Annotated in this window: 15 protein-coding genes and 1 pseudogene; 11 read left to right on the top strand and 5 right to left on the bottom strand. The window is 65.8% G+C overall.

The window, feature by feature from the left end:
• Positions 1-27: 27 nt before the first annotated feature.
• A complete protein-coding gene (locus NGM28_RS25715; protein WP_252092114.1) occupies positions 28-1,062 on the bottom strand; it encodes an Ldh family oxidoreductase in 1,035 nt (344 codons plus the stop codon).
• A 143-nt stretch (positions 1,063-1,205) separates the two neighbouring features.
• Between NGM28_RS25715 and NGM28_RS25710 the strand changes: the two genes are divergently transcribed.
• The 8 genes from NGM28_RS25710 (at position 1,206) to NGM28_RS25675 (ending at position 9,505) form a co-directional block, all read left to right on the top strand.
• Positions 1,206-2,069 (top strand): MurR/RpiR family transcriptional regulator, encoded by an 864-nt coding sequence (locus NGM28_RS25710; protein ID WP_240066854.1) that lies wholly within the window; start codon positions 1,206-1,208, stop codon positions 2,067-2,069.
• Positions 2,070-2,095: 26 nt separating this feature from the next.
• Positions 2,096-2,848: a transporter substrate-binding domain-containing protein gene (locus tag NGM28_RS25705; RefSeq protein ID WP_240066853.1), complete on the top strand. Its 753-nt coding sequence runs from the start codon at positions 2,096-2,098 to the stop codon at positions 2,846-2,848.
• A 138-nt stretch (positions 2,849-2,986) separates the two neighbouring features.
• Positions 2,987-3,706, top strand: coding sequence for an ABC transporter permease (locus NGM28_RS25700; RefSeq protein WP_240066852.1), 720 nt, complete (start codon positions 2,987-2,989; stop codon positions 3,704-3,706).
• Positions 3,703-4,413 carry an ABC transporter permease gene (locus NGM28_RS25695; protein ID WP_252092112.1) on the top strand — a complete coding sequence of 237 codons (711 nt, stop codon included), beginning with the start codon at positions 3,703-3,705 and terminating at the stop codon, positions 4,411-4,413. The genes NGM28_RS25700 and NGM28_RS25695 overlap by 4 nt, the downstream gene beginning before the upstream one ends.
• A 16-nt stretch (positions 4,414-4,429) precedes the next feature.
• Complete coding sequence (locus NGM28_RS25690; RefSeq protein WP_252092110.1) at positions 4,430-5,674, top strand: NAD(P)/FAD-dependent oxidoreductase; 1,245 nt, start codon at positions 4,430-4,432, stop codon at positions 5,672-5,674.
• Positions 5,675-5,698: 24 nt separating this feature from the next.
• Complete coding sequence (locus NGM28_RS25685) at positions 5,699-6,490, top strand: amino acid ABC transporter ATP-binding protein (RefSeq protein ID WP_286089098.1); 792 nt, start codon at positions 5,699-5,701, stop codon at positions 6,488-6,490.
• Positions 6,491-6,733: 243 nt separating this feature from the next.
• Positions 6,734-8,374 carry a hypothetical protein gene (locus NGM28_RS25680; protein WP_252092108.1) on the top strand — a complete coding sequence of 547 codons (1,641 nt, stop codon included), beginning with the start codon at positions 6,734-6,736 and terminating at the stop codon, positions 8,372-8,374.
• 321 nt (positions 8,375-8,695) lie between these two features.
• Complete coding sequence (locus NGM28_RS25675) at positions 8,696-9,505, top strand: gamma-glutamyl-gamma-aminobutyrate hydrolase family protein (RefSeq protein ID WP_252092106.1); 810 nt, start codon at positions 8,696-8,698, stop codon at positions 9,503-9,505.
• A 364-nt stretch (positions 9,506-9,869) separates the two neighbouring features.
• On the opposite strand, the pseudogene NGM28_RS25670 reads toward NGM28_RS25675, so the two are convergent.
• Positions 9,870-9,959: pseudogene (locus NGM28_RS25670) on the bottom strand (GntR family transcriptional regulator); the annotation flags it as partial.
• Positions 9,960-10,110: 151 nt separating this feature from the next.
• On the opposite strand from NGM28_RS25670, the gene NGM28_RS25665 reads away from it, so the two are divergent.
• Entirely contained in the window at positions 10,111-10,440 is a 330-nt protein-coding gene (locus tag NGM28_RS25665) for a hypothetical protein (RefSeq protein WP_240066847.1), read from the top strand.
• 165 nt (positions 10,441-10,605) lie between these two features.
• Here NGM28_RS25665 and argE read toward each other — a convergent pair whose 3' ends face one another.
• Both argE and NGM28_RS25655 read right to left on the bottom strand, forming a co-directional pair.
• Positions 10,606-11,766, bottom strand: coding sequence for an acetylornithine deacetylase (argE, locus tag NGM28_RS25660; RefSeq protein WP_252092105.1), 1,161 nt, complete (start codon positions 11,764-11,766; stop codon positions 10,606-10,608).
• Positions 11,759-12,436 carry a DUF1028 domain-containing protein gene (locus NGM28_RS25655; RefSeq protein WP_240066845.1) on the bottom strand — a complete coding sequence of 226 codons (678 nt, stop codon included), beginning with the start codon at positions 12,434-12,436 and terminating at the stop codon, positions 11,759-11,761. The genes argE and NGM28_RS25655 overlap by 8 nt, the downstream gene beginning before the upstream one ends.
• A 414-nt stretch (positions 12,437-12,850) precedes the next feature.
• Here NGM28_RS25655 and NGM28_RS25650 point away from each other — a divergent pair, with 414 nt between their 5' ends.
• Both NGM28_RS25650 and NGM28_RS25645 read left to right on the top strand, forming a co-directional pair.
• Positions 12,851-14,167, top strand: coding sequence for a flavin-containing monooxygenase (locus NGM28_RS25650; protein ID WP_252092103.1), 1,317 nt, complete (start codon positions 12,851-12,853; stop codon positions 14,165-14,167).
• On the top strand, positions 14,167-14,583 hold the full coding sequence (locus NGM28_RS25645) for a RidA family protein (RefSeq protein WP_240066843.1): 417 nt from the start codon (positions 14,167-14,169) through the stop codon (positions 14,581-14,583). The genes NGM28_RS25650 and NGM28_RS25645 overlap by 1 nt, the downstream gene beginning before the upstream one ends.
• A 128-nt stretch (positions 14,584-14,711) precedes the next feature.
• Here the strand turns inward: NGM28_RS25645 and NGM28_RS25640 are convergent, their stop codons facing one another.
• Positions 14,712-15,599, bottom strand: coding sequence for a pirin family protein (locus NGM28_RS25640; RefSeq protein ID WP_240066842.1), 888 nt, complete (start codon positions 15,597-15,599; stop codon positions 14,712-14,714).
• Positions 15,600-15,726 lie beyond the last annotated feature (127 nt).

Raw genomic sequence — 15,726 nt, 5'->3', positions numbered from 1 at the left:
CGCCTGGAGGTCTCCATCAGGCCGACCTCACCCCACCAGCGCCTTCAGCGCCTTCAACGCCTTCCACTCCCGCTCACCCAACGCCACCCCTTCCCGCCCAGCCACCTCGCGCTCCCGATAGCGCCGCTCCCCGGGCATGCGCGTCAACCCCGCCACCTGCATCTGCTCCACCAGCTCACGGCTGCGCTGGGCAAACCGCTCCCCCTCGGCCTTGCTCGGGTCGATGACGATGATCAACTGCCCGGTCCACGGCGTCTTCGCCCCCGGATGCCCGGCCCAGTCGAACTCCCAGGAGAAATGGCCCCCGGTCAACGCCGCCGCCAGTAACTCGACCATCATCGACAGCGCCGAGCCCTTGTGCCCGCCGAATGGCAGCAAGGCGCCACCCTCGAGAATCGCCTTGGGATCAGTGGTCGGCTGGCCGGCCGCATCCACGCCGATACCCGGCGGCAGTGGCTCACCGGCACGGGCGGCGATCTGCACATCGCCGTGGGCCATGGCGCTGGTGGCCATGTCGAAGACGATCGGGTCATGCCCGGCGCACGGCGCGGCAAAGGCGATAGGGTTGGTACCGAACAGCGGCTTGCGCGCGCCATGGGGCACCACGCAGGTCATGCTGTTGACCACGCTCAAGGCCACCAGGCCTTCGTCGGCGAAGGGCTCGACATCCGGCCACAGCGCGGCGAAATGGTGGGAGTTGTGGATCGCCAGCACCGCGATGCCCGCCGCCCGGGCCTTCTCCACCAGCAGTGGCCGAGCCGCCGCCAGCGCCGGCTGGGCGAAACCACCCTTGGCATCGACCCGCACATAGCCGGATGCCAGGTCGGTCACCTGCGGCTCGGCGCGCCCATCGACCCAGCCGCTGGCCAGGGTCGAGACATAACCGGGAATACGGAACACCCCATGGCTGTGGGCGCCGTCGCGCTGGGCGCTGGCGCAGTTGTGGGCAAGCACGGCGGCCACCGCCACGCTGCAACCTAGACGTTCGAAGATCGACTGCAACAGCGCCTGCAGCTCGGTAAAAGGCACGCGCACGACAGGGCCGGTGGACGGTGAGGACATCTGGAGCTCCTTTCTTGGAATTGGAATAGCTACAGCGCAACGACACAGACTTTCCCGCCAATGACAGCAATCTGTCAAATATTGACTTGATGACAGAAAACATCCATTTTCTCTCTCACGCCAGAAATCAGCCGGAGCCGCCCATGAGCCAATCGATCAAGCAACGCCTGGAAAGCAGCCTGCACACCGCAGCCGCTTCCGGCCGCCAGATCGCCAGCTACATGCTCGCCAACCTCCATGAGCTGCCGTTCCAGACCTCGGCGAGCATCGCCGGCAAGCTGGGTGTGAGCGAATCGAGCGTCGGCCGGTTCTGCCGCGCCCTCGGTTATGCCCACCTCAAGGCGCTCAAGCAGGACCTGCAGAACGACCTGGGCGACGGCCCCTGGCTGGTAGGCGATCGCCTGCAGGAATTCCGCCAGCAACCCGAGGACGACCAACGCTCTGGCAGCCTGGAGCTGGAGATGGCCGCGCTGGTGCGCGTGCACGAGTACAGCCGCGGCGAAGCCTGGCAACAGGTCGCCCGGCGCCTCGCCGACAAGCCGCGGGTATTCATCGCCGGGTTCCAGACCGAACGCGGCATCGCCATGTGCATGAGCCACCTGCTGCAGTACCTGCGCGACGGCGTGCAACTGGTCGATGGCAGCGCCGGGCATTTCGGCGAAGTGCTGCTGGGCCGTCCGGAACACTGCGCGCTGGTGGTGTTCGAGGCGCGCCGCTACTCGCGCCACGCCCTGCAGCTGTGCCAGAAGGCGCGCGCGCTGGGCATCCCGGTGACGCTGGTCACCGACACCTTCTGTGACTGGGCCGATGCCAACGCCGACGAGGTGTTCCGCATCCCCAGCGAATTCAACCTGTTCTGGGAATCCACCGCGACGATGCTGTCGTGGGTGCACCTGATGGTCAACGAGGTCTGCAAAGTGCTGGGGCCGGATGTTGAAAGACGCTTGGAAGCAACTGCCGCTCTACATAACGAGTTCGTCGGCTACACGGCGGGCAAACAACAATAGCAAGAGTGCAACGACCGAGGTGCGAGATGAAAAGAACCATGGCTGTGGTGGGTGCGTGCGCCCTGTGGCTGGCGGGCAACGCCAGCGCCGAGACCCTGCGCTTCGCCACCGAGGGGGCCTACCCGCCCTTCAACTACGTCGACGCCAATAACCAGTTGCACGGCTTCGACATCGACATCACCCATGCCCTGTGCGAGCAGATGAAAGTTGAATGCACCCTGGTGGCGCAGGATTGGGAAGGCATCATCCCGGCGCTGATGGCGCGCAAATACGATGCTGTGGTCGCCTCAATGATCGACACCCAGGAGCGGCGCAAGAAGATCGCCTTCACCGACCATTACTACCGCACTCCGTTGACCGTGGCGGTGGCCAAGGACAGCAAGATCAGCGACGCGCAGACCGACTTCAAGGGCTACACGGTCGGCGCGCAGTCCTCCTCCACCCAGGCGATCTACGCCGAGGACGTGTACGGCAAGGCTGGCGCCGAGGTGAAGCTGTACCCGACCATGGACGAAGCCAACGCCGACCTCGCCGCCGGGCGCCTGGACGGGGTGATCGCCGACAAGTTCCCGCTGCATGACTGGTTGAGCAAGAACGGCCAGGATTGCTGCAAGATCCTCGGGGATGTCGCCAATACCAAGGCCGACGCGGCGATTGCCGTGCGCAAGGAGGATGAAGCCCTGCGCACCCGCTTGAACGAGGCGCTGGCGGCGATCGTGGCCAATGGCACGTACCAGAAGATCGCTGGCAAGTACTTCGCCTTCGATATCTACAACTGATTCAGTTGACTGATAAGCATCTGGGGCTGCTGCGCAGCCCTTTCGCGATACAAGGCCGCTCCCACAGGGAGTACAGCGAATCTGTGTCGCGAAAGGGGCGCCGCGCGCCCCAAACATGCCGAACCTGAGGGTGAATTCATGCTCGATCAACTCTCCCTGCTCTCCTTCGCCAGCGGTGGCTGGGGCCAGGCGCTGCTGGCCGGCGCCCTGGTGACCGTGTCGCTGGCCCTGGCCTGCCTGCCCATCGGCCTGCCGCTGGGCCTGGTCGTGGCACTGGCCGCCCGTTCACGCAAGCGCCTGCCACGGGCCTGGGCGACCACCTTCTCCACGGTGTTCCGTGGCCTGCCCGAACTGCTCACGCTGCTGATCATCTACTACGGCTGCCAGATCGCTGCGCAGAAGCTCCTCGCCGCCCTGGGCTACCCCGGCGAGGTGCTGATCAACACCTTCCTCGCCGCGATGATCGCCTTCAGCCTGGTGTTCGCGGCGTTCTCCAGCGAAATCTGGCTGATGGCCTTCAAAACCCTGCCCAAAGGCCAGCTGGAAGCCTGCTCGGCCCTGGGCCTGGGCCGGCGCACGGGGTTCTTCAAGGTGGTGCTGCCGCAACTGGCGCGCATCGCCCTGCCGGGCCTGTCGAACAACTGGCTGAGCTTGCTGAAAGACACGTCGCTGGTCTCGACCATCTCGCTGATCGACCTGATGCGCCAGACCAACCTGGCGGTCAGCGTGACCAAGGAACCGATGTTCTTCTATGGCGTCGCCTGCCTGGTCTACCTGCTGTTCTCGGCGCTGTCGGGCAGGGTCTTCGCCCTGCTCGAGCGGCGCAGCAACCGCCACCTGCAAGGAGCCCGCCCATGAGCCTCGAGCAACTGCTGGCCTATGTGCTCGACCCGGACCTGCTGGAGCGCTATGGCGCGCGCTTCGTCGACGGCCTGCTGGTCACCGCCAAGCTGGTGGCGATCTCGTTCACCCTCGGCGCGCTGCTGGGGATGCTGCTGGCCCTGGCGCGGCTGTCGCGCAGCCGGCTGCTGCAGCGCCTGGCGGCGGGCTATGTGTACTTTTTCCGTGGCTCGCCGCTGCTGGCCCAGCTGTTCCTGCTTTACTACGGCCTGGGCTCTTTGAAAGGCTTCTGGCAGGACGTCGGGCTGTGGTGGTTCTTCCGCGAGGCCTGGTACTGCGCCCTGCTCGCCTTCACCCTCAACACCGCCGCCTACCAGGCCGAAATCTTCCGCGCCAGCCTCATGGCGGTCGCGCCCGGCCAGTACGAAGTCGCCAAGGCACTGAACCTCAAGCGCTCCGCCACCTTCTTCAAGGTGGTGCTACCGCAGTCGCTGCTGGTGGCCATCGGGCCGCTGGGCAATGAGCTGATCATGATGATCAAGGCCAGCGCCATTGCCTCGCTGGTGACCATCTATGACCTGATGGGGGTGACCAAGCTGGCCTTCTCACGCAGCTTCGACTTCCAGATCTACCTGTGGGCGGCAGTGCTCTACCTGCTGATCGTCGAGCTCGTGCGCCGCACCCTGAAACACCTGGAGGCCCGCCTGGGCCGCCACCTGAACTGACCGAGGGAACCGCTCCATGCATTGCCAAACCATCGTTCTGGGCGCCGGCATCGTCGGCGTCAGCACCGCGCTGCACCTGCAGGCGCGTGGGCGCCAGGTGATCCTGGTCGACCGCGACGAACCCGGCAGCGGCACCAGCCACGGCAATGCCGGGCTGATCGAGCGCTCCAGCGTGATCCCCTACGCCTTCCCGCGAAAGTTCGGCGCGCTGCTGCGCTACGGCCTGAACCGCCAACCGGACGTGCGCTACAGCCTGACGCACCTGCCCAAGGCCGCCCCCTGGCTGTTGCGCTACTGGCAGCAGTCGGCGCCGGGGCGCCTGGCCAAGGCCGCTGCGGACATGCTGCCGCTGGTGCAGCGCAGTGTCGAGGAGCACGACGCGCTGATCGACGCCGCCGGGTTGCAGGACCTCGTGCAAGCCAAAGGCTGGATCGAGGTGTACCGCGACAGCGCGCTGTTCGAGCAGGCCAAGCATGAGCTGCCTGGCCTGGCCCGCTATGGCCTGCGCTATGAAATCCTCGAACGCGATCAGCTCCAGGCCCGCGAACAGCAGCTCGACGGTGGCGTGGTCGGCGGCATCCACTGGCTGGACCCGAAGACCGTCACCAATCCCGGCGGCCTCACCCGTGGCTATGCCGGGCTGTTCGTCCAGCGCGGCGGGCAGTTCCTGCACGGCGATGCGCGCAGCCTGCGCCAGGTCGACGGCGGCTGGCAGGTGGACACACAGCGTGGGCCGGTCCGTGCCGACGAAGTGGTAGCCTGCCTCGGCCCGCAGTCGGCCGAGCTCTACGAAACGCTGGGCTATGACTTCCCCCTGGGGATCAAGCGCGGCTACCACATGCACTACGCCACCCGCGACGGTGCCGAGCTGCGCCACTCGGTGTGCGACACCCAGGGTGGTTATGTGTTGGCACCCATGGCCCGCGGCGTGCGCCTGACCACCGGTATCGAGTTCGCCGCCAGTGACGCGGCCCCCAACGAGATCCAACTGCGACGCTGCGAAACGCTGGCTCGCCAGCTGTTCCCGGCCCTGGGCGAGCGCCTCGACGACAAACCCTGGCTAGGCCGGCGCCCCTGCCTGCCGGACATGCGCCCGGTGATCGGCCCGGCGCCCCGGCACAAAGGCCTGTGGTTCAATTTCGGCCACGCCCACCACGGCCTGACCCTGGGCCCGGTCAGCGGCCGCCTGCTGGCGGAACTGCTCACCGGCCAGCCCCCCTTCACCGACCCTGCGCCCTACAGCGCCGCACGCTTCGACTGAAACCAGAGCGGGAGAACAAAAACGATGTCCGCATCCTCCAGTCTTGCCAGCCTTGCCCCGTTGCACCCTGCACCCGACCCGCGCCCGGAGCTGATCCGCATCGAGGGCCTGAACAAGCACTATGGCGCCTTCCATGTGCTGCACGATATCGACCTGTCGGTGCGCGAGGGCGAGCGCATCGTGCTCTGCGGCCCTTCGGGCTCGGGCAAGTCGACGCTGATCCGCTGCATCAACCGCCTGGAAATTGCCGAGCAAGGCAGCATTCAGGTCGGCGGCATCGACCTCGCTACCACCACGCGCCAGGCCGCCCAGGTGCGCAGCGAGATCGGCATGGTGTTCCAGCACTTCAACCTGTTCCCGCACATGAGCGTGCTCGACAACTGCCTGCTGGCGCCGATGAGCGTGCGCGGGCTGTCGCGCAAGGACGCCGAGGAGCGGGCGCGGATGTACCTGAGCAAGGTCGGCATCGAGAGCCAGGCGCACAAGTACCCCAGCCAGTTGTCCGGCGGCCAGCAGCAGCGCGTGGCGATTGCCCGGGCGCTGTGCATGAAGCCGCGGATCATGCTGTTCGACGAGCCGACCTCGGCGCTGGACCCGGAAATGGTCGCCGAAGTGCTGGATGTGCTGGTGCAACTGGCGGGTACCGGCATGACCATGCTCTGCGTCACCCATGAGATGGGCTTTGCGCGCCAGGTGGCCGAGCGGGTTTTGTTTCTGGAGGGCGGGCAGATCATCGAGGACAGCCCGCCGGAGGTGTTCTTCGGGCAACCGCGCACGGCGCGGGCGCAGGCGTTTCTCAAGCAGATCCTGCATTAGCGAACGGAGGCACCGGCTTTGCCGGTGTTCGCCAGCAAGGCTGGCTCCTACGGGTATGCGGTGATGGTTTGCCCGCGAAGCAGGTGCCCATAGCGGCGCGAATCCGCCATCAGCATGCTACTATCGCGCGGCAACCCTGGACGCACCATTGCCTCGACAAGGAACGCCGCGCGTGAACACCCCTGCGACCTCTTCGGTCAGCCTTGCCTTTTCCTGCCCCATCCATTCCTCGGGTAACGCCCGATGATCGGCGCCCTGCTACGTCGCTCGGCCTACCCCGCCAGCCATGAACGCTCGCCCCTGCAACGCCTGGCCCTGGCCCTGTGGGGCGGCAACCTGCCGCTGACCCGCGACCAGCAACGCCGCCTGGCACAGGTGATGCTGCTGCCGACCCTGGCCTATCTGCTGGTCACCCTCGCCTTCTGCGCACGCCTGACCGACGTGGTCGGTACCCTGGCCTACCACACCCGCCTGCAACAGCTCGCCGTGCACGGCCAATGGCTGACCGCCGCGTCGGTCGGCCTGCTGGTGCTCAGCTGCCTGCTGCGCAAGAGCATGCGCCAAGCCTGGGGCTTCGGCCGCACGCTGCTGTGGGCGCTGATCATCTGCGGTACCAGCGTGTACCTGGGCTACCACGCCCAGCGTTTGCTGGTGGATTCGCTGGTCGAGCGCGCCAGCCCGCAGCAGCAAGCCCAGGCGGCTTTCGGTATCCCGCTGCTCAACCAGATGCTCAATCACGACCTGCGCCTGGACGGCCAAAGCGCCACCGCGGCCGATCTGCGCAGCCCCGAAGGCAAGCTGCGCCTGGCCGAGCTGGCCCTGCGCCTGCCCGCCATCACCCCGCTGCCCGCCGTTCAGGGCCTGGCGCCGCAAGCCTTCTTCGAACAGCTCGCCGACCGCCAGCGCGGCGGCCTGGCGCGCAACTACGACAATTACCGCGCGGCCACCGCCAAGCTGGAAGACAACTACCGCCAGTACCGGCGCGCCAGCCTGTTCTACTACGGCGCCACCAGCCGCATGGCAATCCTCCAGCGCCAGGGTCAGGCGTGGACCGACTACCAGCGCCTGCTGACCAAGCGCGGGCGCAACTACAACCCATGGAACCTGCCGGTGAGCGAATGGCAACCGGTGCGCCATGTGCTGCGCGAGCAGATGGGCGTGCCGGTCAACGACCTCTGGCAGCCCGAGGACCGCGTCGGCTTCAACAAGGCGGTGGCCCGCCAGGTACGCCGCGAGGCGCGCAACCAGTACGCCGAGCTGATCCAGGAACACATCGATGCCGGCTGGATCGAACCCGGCCTGGGCCGCCCGGAGTTCCTGGCCGTGGCGGCAGTCCAGGCACAATGGCGCCAGGCCCTTAGCCTGCCAACCGGCATCACCTTGTACGCCTACCTCACCCCGGACGCCTTCGAGCGCATGGCCTATCAGCCGGCGCTGCAACACGATGCCCGCGAGCTGATGAAGCAGCGCGTGGCGGCACCGGACGATCTGTCGACGCTTGGCCGCGACAGCTACCGTGACCTGATCACCCCCGCCATGGCCCTGCTGCTGGCCCTCTGCGGCCTGACCGTGCACCTGTTCAGGGCGCTGACCTACCTGGTGCGCCTGGTACAACCGCTGCCGCTTGGGCTCTACGTAAAACTGCTGGTGTTGTACACGCTGCTGCTGGGCAGCCTGCCCTGGCTGGCCGACAAGCCCAGCGTGCCGGCCACGGCCCTGCCGCAACTGGGCAGCGACAGCCTGGCCCTGAGCGCACGCCTGGCCAGCCACGCCATCGACTGGCTGGCACCGCTGCAGAACCACGTGCAACCGCTGGGCGAGCGCATCCGTGCCGACCTGTTGGGCGGCTATGGCTTCGGTGTGCTCGAACGCCTCGACGACTGATCGCGCACCTGCCCGCCGCAACGGCGGGCAGGCTTCATTGCAGCCGTGCAATGAACCGACTGCGTCGTTAAGTATTATTGACTTCAACTCCCGTCAAACCCTTGTCGCCAAAGGCCCCGACGCCCCCAAGCCCCCGAAATTCGGCGCCTGAGCCCCCTGCCACTCGTTTGACATATCGAACGGCTCTGGCAAGCTATGAGACATGCCCCGACCGGCATCGCCCTAGGTGAGCCGGCAGTGCTCGGGGCTACAGGCTGCACCCATGGCCCCGGCCGTGCACCTGCACAACAACGACAGGCATGACCTGTCTCAAGGTGACATATGTCCAACAGCAACATTGGCAACAAGCAACCCTCCCTGCGCAAACCCGTCGTCCTGATGACCATGGGCAGCCAAGAGCGCAAAGGCCATGACTACCAGGTCATGACCCACAAATACATCACCCCGCTGGTCGAGTTCGCCGGTTGCATCCCGGTCCTGGTGCCCACCTGCTGTGGCACCGAAGACCTCGAGACTTACCTGGACATGGCCGACGGCGTGTACCTGACCGGCGCGGGCAGCAATATCGACCCGGCGCTCTACGGCCAGGACAACCAGACCCCCGGCAAGGGCCAGGACCAGAACCGCGACCTGTTCGACATCCCGCTGGTCAAGGCGGCGATCAAGCGCGGCCTACCGATCTTCGGCATCTGCCGCGGCATGCAGGAAATCAACGTGGCCCTGGGTGGCGATATCTACCAGAAGGTCTACGCCGAGCCAGGCTTCAACGACCACCGGGAAAACCCGGAAGACCCGGTTGATGTCCAGTACGCGGCGGTTCATGGCGTGAAGATCAAGCCAGGCAGCTGGTTGCGCGACACCCTGGGCACCGACGAGATCCGCGTCAACTCGCTGCACGGCCAGGGCCTGCGCAACCTGGGTGCCGGCATCGAGCCGATCGCCCACGCCGAGGACGGCCTGGTCGAGGCCATTCACGCCCCGACGCTCTCGCCCTTCCTGTTCGCGGTGCAGTGGCACCCTGAATGGCAGGCGGCGAAGAACCCTGATTCGATCAAGATGTTCCAGGCCTTCGGCGACGCCTGTCGCGCGCAGGTGCGCAAGACCCAGGTCAAGCACCACCAGGCTGCCTGATCCAGCGAAGCTTCGTTAGCTTTGATCGCGGGGCGGCGCAAGGTCGCCCCCGTTTCCCCGGTCACCCTCTGCTGGTCCCAGAACATATCCCGTGGAAGCGGGCGGCGGGTTTGTGCCTGTCTCCGCGATCTTTTTTTCCTCCCCTCACCAAGAGATACGATGACCTACAAGAGTCATCTCGTCTGCAGTGGCCTCATCGCGGATGAATCCGCTCCTACAGACTCACGCGATCCCGTAGGAGCGGATTCATCCGCGATAAGGCCAATCCCGTCCTGGTATCCGCCACCTGGCCGGTCAGGCCCAGGAAAATGGGCAGTGGAGCGACGAGGCGATCTGATCATCATGGTAGGAGCCAGCCTTGCTCGCGAGTGCGCTCGGTCAGCACCATGACCAGTTCCTGGGTCAGACTGCGCGGCTTGCGCCGGGACCGTGCCTGCACCTGCTGCTCTGCCATGCCCTGTGCATCTGGTTGTACGATCACATACATCTGTCAGGGCTTTCATGGCGCTTGAGCCTCACCTTGCTGCCTGACGGCAATTTGCTGGCCCCCAGGCCACTGAAGTGACGGCAAACTCCGTTCTCCTTCAGATGCTTAGGACAGCAACATGCGAGTATTTCTAGCAACCGTGGCCGGCTGCCTGCTGGCCACCACCGCCTTCGCCGCCCAGGCCCGGGCGCTGAGCCAGAACGAGCGTCAAGTGTGCGGCTGGGGCTCGCAGATCGCCGCCGAGGCGCAGCAGGCCAAGCTTTCCGGGGTCACGCTGTATGCCACCCGCAAACGCCTGCAGGTGCGCAAGTTCGATAAACCCTGGATGCGCATGACCGCTTTCGGCATCACCGAGCAAACCTACAACAGCCGATCGCAGCTCAAGCCTGCGGCGATCAAGCAGACGTACTATGAGCAATGCGTACAGCACGCCATCGCAAAAAGATAATTTTGTTATTTTTCAGAAGCTTAAATTGTTTTCATCATGTCATTTAACATGAATCATCAAGACCGCCTCATTAAGCAATAAATCCATATAAAACAATAAATTAAAAAGATAGCTTAATGCTCTACTTGCAGTGGAGCGTCCGCCTCGCCAAGACGCTCCAGCCCCTTACACAGCCGCCAGGTAATCCCGCAACCGCAGCAGCATCGCATCACACCCCTGCAACTGCTCCACACTGACGAACTCGTCCGGCTTGTGCCCTTGCTCCATGCTCCCCGGCCCGCACACCACCGTGGGGATGCCGGCCTGCTCGAACAGCCCGCCCTCGGTGCCGAACGCTACAGTGCCGAACTCACTCGAGCCACTGAGCAACGCCACCAACTGCGCCGCCTCACTGTCGGACGGCGTGGCCAGCCCTGGATAGGCGCTCAGGGGTTGCAGGCGGATGTCACTGGTAGCATTCACCGCACGCATGCGCGGCAGCAGCTCGGTCTCGGCGTAGGTCTGCAACTGGTCCGCGACCGTCTGCGCCTCGAAACCTGGCAAGGCGCGTACCTCGAAATCGAACTCGCATTCCTCCGGCACGATGTTCAGCGCCCGCCCCCCTTTGATCACGCCGGTTTGCACCGTGGAAAACGGTGGGTCGAAGCGTGGGTCATGGTGGCGTGGCAGGGCCAGGCCCTCACCGATCTCGCCGAGCTTGCCGATCAGCCGCGCCGCGTACTCGATGGCATTGACCCCATAGGGTGCGTAGGCCGAATGGCAGGCCGCACCGTGAACCTGGCAGCGCATCGCCAGCTTGCCCTTGTGGCCGAGCACCGGCTTGAGCTCGGTGGGTTCGCCGATCAGACACAGGGTCGGTTTGTTCGGCCGTTTCGCCAACGCGGCAAGCAAAGAGCGCACCCCCAGGCAACCGACCTCCTCGTCGTAGGAGAACGCCAGGTGCACCGGAAGGCGCAGCGGCTGTGCGAGGAACGCCGGCACGGCCGCCAGCACTGAGGCGATGAAACCCTTCATATCGGCGGTGCCCCGCCCGTAAAGGCGGCCATCGTGCTCGGTCAACTGAAACGGATCTCGGGTCCAGGCCTGCCCGTCGACCGGCACCACATCGGTATGCCCCGACAGCACCACGCCGCCCCGATCACGGGGGCCAATGGTGGCGAACAGGTTAGCCTTGGTGCCTTCGGCGTTATGGAACAGCTCGCTTTGCACGCCCAGGCTGGCCAGGTAATCCTTGATGAAACTGATGAGCGCCAGGTTGGAATCGCGGCTGACCGTGGCAAAGCCCACCAGCCGCTCCAGCAGTGCGCGACTGGACGATTCACTCATCGCCCGGTACTCCATAGCTCGGCGCGGCGGTGGGGTTGAGCGCACGGGTCACGTAGTCCTGCATCTGCGGGCGGTAGGCCTGCCATAGGCTGTCGAGGGCACCGATCGGGTCCTGCTCGGCCCAGTCCACGCGTAGGTCCACCAGCGGCCAGGTCAGCTCGCCGGCGATTTTCAGTGCCGCCGAGTGCACCGGCCCCGCCTCGCCGCCGGCCGCCATCGCCGCCTGCATGGCTGCCAGCAGGCGGTCGGCCAGGTGGCCACCGGCCTGTTCGAACGCCGCGACCATCGCCTCGATCACCGCGCGCGACGACAGCAGGTTACCTGCCGCCGCGCACTGTTCGCCTGCCACCGCGTTGTGCACACCCAGCGCCTCCTTGCCGGTGAACAGGGCCACCTGGCCCTGGCTGTCGATCACCGTGACCTGGCGATACTCGCTCCAGCCATTGGCGCTGAGCACCCGGTCCAGGGCCGCGGCGGGTGGCAGTTGGCCCTGCTCCAGCGCGTCGAGGATCTGCGGGCCGAGCGCCGGCAAGGTGATGTTCTGGGTAGAGACCGCGCCGACGCCAGCGCGAACCCAGGGGCAGCGGGCGCCGACGGCGATGCTGGACGAACTGATGGCGATGCCGACCTGGCCGGTTTCCGCGCAGCGGCCAATGATGGAGAAGGTCATGGTGCAGCTCCTGTTTTGAGTTACCGGCATTCTCGACGGGCCTCGGGTGCTGCGAAACCAACATTTTCCTCGGCACAGGGCAGGAAAAAACTATGTGCTGGTGCAAGGAGACGCTCTGGCCCTGCGCGCCCTGTAGGAGCGGCCTTCAGCCGCGAAAGAGCCGCGCTGCAGCCCCAGGATTTCAGGTTGGGCAACGATCGCCGGGGCCGCCTTGCGGCCCTTTCGCGGCTGAAGGCCGCTCCTACAGGGGTAGAGGCGAATCCCAAGTCACTCAAACGCAGAGCCTTCGCCAATTTATCGGCAAGCCCCAGCTAAATACTATTTTCGCGATTCCCCCTCCCTCCCTAGTCTGGCCCCAGGCAAAGGCGGTCCCCACCGACCTGAACAAGAACGCCGCTGAAGAAGGGCTGGGACATGACACTGAACAACATCGAAATCGACACCCTCGTGGTCGGCGCCGGCCAGGCGGGCGTGGCCATGAGCGAACACCTGAGCAAGCTCGGCGTGCCGCACCTGGTGCTGGAGCGCAAGCGCATCGCCGAAGCCTGGCGCACCGGGCGCTGGGACTCGCTGGTGGCCAACGGGCCGGTCTGGCACGACCGCTTCCCGGGCCTGGAATTCGACCTCGACGCCGACGCCTTCGCCGGCAAGGACCAGGTCGCCGACTACTTCGAGCAATACGTGCGCAAGTACAACCTGCCGGTGCGCACCGGCGTCGAGGTGAAACAGGTGGTGCGCAATGCCGACCGCCCCGGCTTCACCATCGAGACCAACCAGGGCGTGATCCGCGCCAACCGCGTGGTGGCCGCCACCGGCCCGTTCCAGCGCCCGGTGATCCCGGCCATCGCGCCGAAGGACGAACGCCTGCACCAGATCCACTCCGCGTCCTACTTCAACCCGCAGCAACTGCCGGATGGCGCGGTGCTGGTAGTTGGCGCGGGGTCCTCCGGCGTACAGATCGCCGAGGAGCTGATGCGCGCCGGGCGTCAGGTCTACCTGTCGGTCGGCGCCCACGACCGCCCGCCACGCAGCTACCGCAACCGTGATTTCTGCTGGTGGCTGGGCGTGCTGGGCGAATGGGACGCGGAAATCGCCAAGCCCGGTCGCGAACACGTGACCATCGCCGTGTCCGGTGCCCGCGGCGGCCACACTGTGGACTTCCGCGCCCTCGCCCACCAGGGCATGACCCTGGTCGGCCTGACCCAGTCGTTCGAAGGCGGTGTCGCGCGCTTCCAGGACAACCTGGCCGACAACATCAACCGCGGCGACGAGAACTACCTGGCCCTGCTGGACGCCGCCGACGCCTACATCGAGCGCAACGGCCTGGACCTGCCGGAAGAACCCGAGGCCCGCAAGCGCCTGCCCGACCCCGACTGCGTCAGCAACCCGTTGCTGGAGCTGGACCTGGCCCAGGCCAACGTCACCGCGATCATCTGGGCCACCGGCTACGGCGTGGACTTCAGCTGGCTGCAGGTCGACGCCTTCGACGCCAACGGCAAGCCCCAGCACCAGCGCGGCGTGTCGAAGGAGCCCGGCGTGTACTTCCTCGGCCTGCCCTGGCTGTCGCGCCGCGGTTCGTCGTTCATCTGGGGCGTTTGGCACGACGCCAAGCATGTCGCCGGGCACATCGCCACCCAACGCACCTACCTGGCCTACCGCGATCGCGAACAGCGCGAAGCGGACGAACAGCAACCCTCGATCAGCAACGTCACCACCTTCGGAGCCCACTGATGCCTACCCACACCCGCATCCGCATGTTCAACACCAAGGCGACCTACCCCAACCAGACCCTGGACAACGACCTGTGCCAGGCGGTGCGGGCCGGCAACACCATCTACGTGCGCGGCCAGGTCGGCACCGACTTCGAAGGGCGGCTGGTGGGCCTGGGCGACCCGCGAGCCCAGGCCGAGCAGGCAATGAAGAACGTCAAGCAGTTGCTTGAAGAGGCCGGCTCGGACCTTTCGCACATCGTCAAGACCACCACCTACATCACCGACCCGCGCTTTCGCGAGCCGGTGTACATGGAAGTGGGAAAATGGCTGAAGGGGGTGTTCCCGATTTCCACCGGGCTGGTGGTGGCAGGGTTGGCCCAGGCTGAGTGGTTGATGGAGATCGATGTGATCGCTGTGGTGCCAGACGCGGAGTGACAGAGCCCTGGGGGCGCTTTGCGCCCCTTTCGCGGCACAAGGCCGCTCCTACAGAGGGATCGCGTAATCCTGTAGGAGCGGCCTTGTGCCGCGAAGGGGCTGCATAGCAGCCCCAAGGACCTGAATAGCTAAACCCGGGTGGCCTGCTCGACGCCGCCGACCTGCCCAAATCGCCCCGCCTGGAAATCATCGAACGACTCGGCGATCTCCGCCTGGCTGTTCATCACGAACGGCCCATAGCCGACGATGGGCTCATCGATCGGTTCGCCGCTGAGCAGCAGCACGCTGACATCCTCAAGCGCCTCGACCCGCACCGACTCCCCCTCACGATCGAACAGCACCAGGCTGGCCGGGCCCGCTTCACGCTCGCCGTTGACCCGCAGGTTGCCGCGCAGCACCACCAGCGCCGCATTACGCCCTGCCGCGACCGGCAGGTCCAGTACCGCGCCGGCCTTCAGGCGGATATCCCACACGTCCATCTCGGTGAAGGTCCGGGCTGGCCCCTGGTGATCCCCATAGCGCCCGGCAATCACCCGCAGGCTGCCCGCCTCGCCTGCCAGCGTCACCACCGGGATATCACTGGCCAGTAGGGTTTGGTAACCGGCCGCAGCACGCTTGTCCTTGGCCGGCAGGTTGACCCATAGCTGAACCATTTCCAGCGTGCCACCGCTGCGGGCAAAGGCTGGCGAATGGAACTCCTCGTGGATGATGCCGCCGGCGGCGGTCATCCACTGCACATCGCCCGGGCCGATCAGGCCGCCGGCGCCGGTGGAGTCGCGATGCTCCAGTTCGCCTTGGTAGACGATGGTCACCGTTTCAAAACCCCGGTGCGGGTGCTGGCCGACGCCGCGGCGGGCGTTGGTGGGGGTGAAGTCGTGGGGGCCGGCATAGTCCAGCAGCAGGAACGGGCTGATGTGCCGGGCCAGGTGGTCGTAGGTGAACAGGCTGCGCACCGGGAAGCCGTCGCCCACCCAATGGGCGTGGGGGCTGCGGTGGATGCCTTGGATGTTTTTCATGAGAAGCCTCCTCTTGGATAGGAATCACCTTACCGAGGAGGCTAATTAAGCGGTAGATGGAGGAAATGGCATGGATCGTCCCACTGATAGAACAATCACGCAATCCTGTAGGAGCGGCTTTAGCCGC

The sequence above is a fragment of the Pseudomonas sp. MWU13-3659 genome, assembly GCF_023757525.1.
In the GTDB taxonomy this organism is placed as follows: domain Bacteria; phylum Pseudomonadota; class Gammaproteobacteria; order Pseudomonadales; family Pseudomonadaceae; genus Aquipseudomonas; species Aquipseudomonas entomophila_E.
The sequence above is the reverse complement of the archived record's forward strand: the minus strand, read 5'-3'. Positions and strand labels throughout refer to the sequence as shown.

What these genes read in the sequence shown, in the direction of transcription:
- NGM28_RS25675 (WP_252092106.1), top strand. Translation starts at nt 8,696, where the DNA reads ATGTCCAACAGCAACATTGGCAACAAGCAACCCTCCCTGCGCAAACCC.
- NGM28_RS25685 (WP_286089098.1), top strand. Translation starts at nt 5,699, where the DNA reads ATGTCCGCATCCTCCAGTCTTGCCAGCCTTGCCCCGTTGCACCCTGCA.
- NGM28_RS25680 (WP_252092108.1), top strand. Translation starts at nt 6,734, where the DNA reads ATGATCGGCGCCCTGCTACGTCGCTCGGCCTACCCCGCCAGCCATGAA.
- NGM28_RS25650 (WP_252092103.1), top strand. Translation starts at nt 12,851, where the DNA reads ATGACACTGAACAACATCGAAATCGACACCCTCGTGGTCGGCGCCGGC.
- NGM28_RS25710 (WP_240066854.1), top strand. Translation starts at nt 1,206, where the DNA reads ATGAGCCAATCGATCAAGCAACGCCTGGAAAGCAGCCTGCACACCGCA.
- argE (WP_252092105.1), bottom strand. Translation starts at nt 11,766, where the DNA reads ATGAGTGAATCGTCCAGTCGCGCACTGCTGGAGCGGCTGGTGGGCTTT.
- NGM28_RS25695 (WP_252092112.1), top strand. Translation starts at nt 3,703, where the DNA reads ATGAGCCTCGAGCAACTGCTGGCCTATGTGCTCGACCCGGACCTGCTG.
- NGM28_RS25645 (WP_240066843.1), top strand. Translation starts at nt 14,167, where the DNA reads ATGCCTACCCACACCCGCATCCGCATGTTCAACACCAAGGCGACCTAC.
- NGM28_RS25705 (WP_240066853.1), top strand. Translation starts at nt 2,096, where the DNA reads ATGAAAAGAACCATGGCTGTGGTGGGTGCGTGCGCCCTGTGGCTGGCG.
- NGM28_RS25700 (WP_240066852.1), top strand. Translation starts at nt 2,987, where the DNA reads ATGCTCGATCAACTCTCCCTGCTCTCCTTCGCCAGCGGTGGCTGGGGC.
- NGM28_RS25690 (WP_252092110.1), top strand. Translation starts at nt 4,430, where the DNA reads ATGCATTGCCAAACCATCGTTCTGGGCGCCGGCATCGTCGGCGTCAGC.
- NGM28_RS25640 (WP_240066842.1), bottom strand. Translation starts at nt 15,599, where the DNA reads ATGAAAAACATCCAAGGCATCCACCGCAGCCCCCACGCCCATTGGGTG.
- NGM28_RS25665 (WP_240066847.1), top strand. Translation starts at nt 10,111, where the DNA reads ATGCGAGTATTTCTAGCAACCGTGGCCGGCTGCCTGCTGGCCACCACC.
- NGM28_RS25655 (WP_240066845.1), bottom strand. Translation starts at nt 12,436, where the DNA reads ATGACCTTCTCCATCATTGGCCGCTGCGCGGAAACCGGCCAGGTCGGC.
- NGM28_RS25715 (WP_252092114.1), bottom strand. Translation starts at nt 1,062, where the DNA reads ATGTCCTCACCGTCCACCGGCCCTGTCGTGCGCGTGCCTTTTACCGAG.